Consider the following 1,584-nt stretch of genomic DNA (forward strand, 5'->3'; position numbering starts at 1 on the left):
AGAAAAGCAAAAAGTAAAAGTTGATAGATTAGAAAAAGAAATTAAAACTAAAACATCAGAGGAACTAAAAGCTATCAAATCACTTATTGGAAAAGCTCCAGTAAAAGAATCTAACTTAAAAAGTTATATAGAAAATTTAATTAAGCTAGAGAAAGTTAAAAGTTCTTATGAGTACTATTCTAAAAATAACCAAGATGAAAAATATAATGCAATTCTTTATAAACAAAGAGTTAGTATAATGGCTTATGAAAATTCATTACTAGAAAAAGAGAAAACTATAGTTCCAAATAAAGCAAAATTTGAAAATGAAGCTAAAGCTCTTTCTCAAAATTGTGAAATAAGCATTAAAAAGCTAAATAACGGCATTGAAACCTTAGAGAAGGGAAAAGACAAGTTAAGTAAACTAGTAGCCCCAAAAAGGTTAGATAACGGCTTTAAATCGGTTGAATTATTTGCTATTAATAAACTTACTAAAGGTGAATATAATAAAGTGTTCTTTGAGGGTAAAAAATTATCTAAAGATATTTCTACCCTAGAAAAAGAATTTAGTGGAATAAGTAAATTAAACTTTATAAAGAGGACCTCTTTATCTAAAGAAATTAATACACTAAAAACTAAATATGAAAACATTAAAGTGTCTGAAAAAAATTTATTAAAAAAATATAAGGATTCAGAGATTTTAAAAACTGTTTCTAGCCAAATAGAAAAGAGCTTTAAACAAGCCCAAAAGATAGTTGATAAAGAAATTAGAATAAATAAAGATGGTTTAAATACCCAGTATTTAGCTAAAAGAAAATTAAATGAAATAGGCACTAAAGAAAAAGATTTTAAACCTTATGTTAAAAATAAATCTATTCAAATTCAAAAAGATTTAAAACATACATTAGGAGGATTAAAAAAAGTTTTAGTCCAGGAAAAATCACCAAAAATAAATAATTTAGAGATAAAATTACAAAAAGAAAAAGAAGGATGGGAACTTTAAAAAAACGACCTCGTAAAATCGATTTTAAGCCCTTTCAAAAAGTATATCCTTGTGTTTATACCCTTGAAAATACAGGGGAAAATGGTATAATAAATCCATTACAAAAATTTAGCTTTAATTATTGGATTTAAGTACAGAAAAAAGAGGGAAAAAGAAAAATTCCCTCTTTTTTAGTTGGGTGAAAAAAAAAGATCCATTCGTTACTCTCATTGGAACTTATTTTTTCACCCTCACAAAATAATAAAAAATTAATGGAGGAAAATAATTAATGGTACATCAACAGAGAGCTAAAAAGTTAGAAAGAATTAATATTACTAAACTATTAAATAGTATTTTCAATCATTCTGTATCTTTAGTTAATATGGGAAATGATGAATTAGAACGGAATAGAGTATATCTAATAAAAGAATATAATTATATATTAAAAATCTATGGGGATAATAGTAGATGGAGAAATGAAATAAAATTTATTTCTAAATTAAATAAATGTAGCTTTAGGGTACCAGAAGTTATTACTTTTGGTATGTTTGAAGATGTAGGATGGGTTATTATAGAAAAATTACAAGGGGATTTATTAATAGATAAATATAATGAATCTAGCT

The 1,584-nt window shown here is 24.7% G+C and carries 2 protein-coding genes; both read left to right on the forward strand.

Going from position 1 to position 1,584, the window contains the following annotated elements:
• Positions 1-982, forward strand: a 982-nt coding sequence (locus ACRCYC_RS04125; protein WP_438617916.1) for a hypothetical protein, incomplete at its 5' end; no start/stop codon positions are given.
• A 268-nt stretch (positions 983-1,250) separates the two neighbouring features.
• A partial coding sequence (locus ACRCYC_RS04130; protein WP_438617917.1) for a hypothetical protein occupies positions 1,251-1,584 on the forward strand: 334 nt, incomplete at its 3' end.

Source organism: Paraclostridium sp., from assembly GCF_051657365.1.
Classification (GTDB): Bacteria; Bacillota; Clostridia; order Peptostreptococcales; family Peptostreptococcaceae; genus Paraclostridium.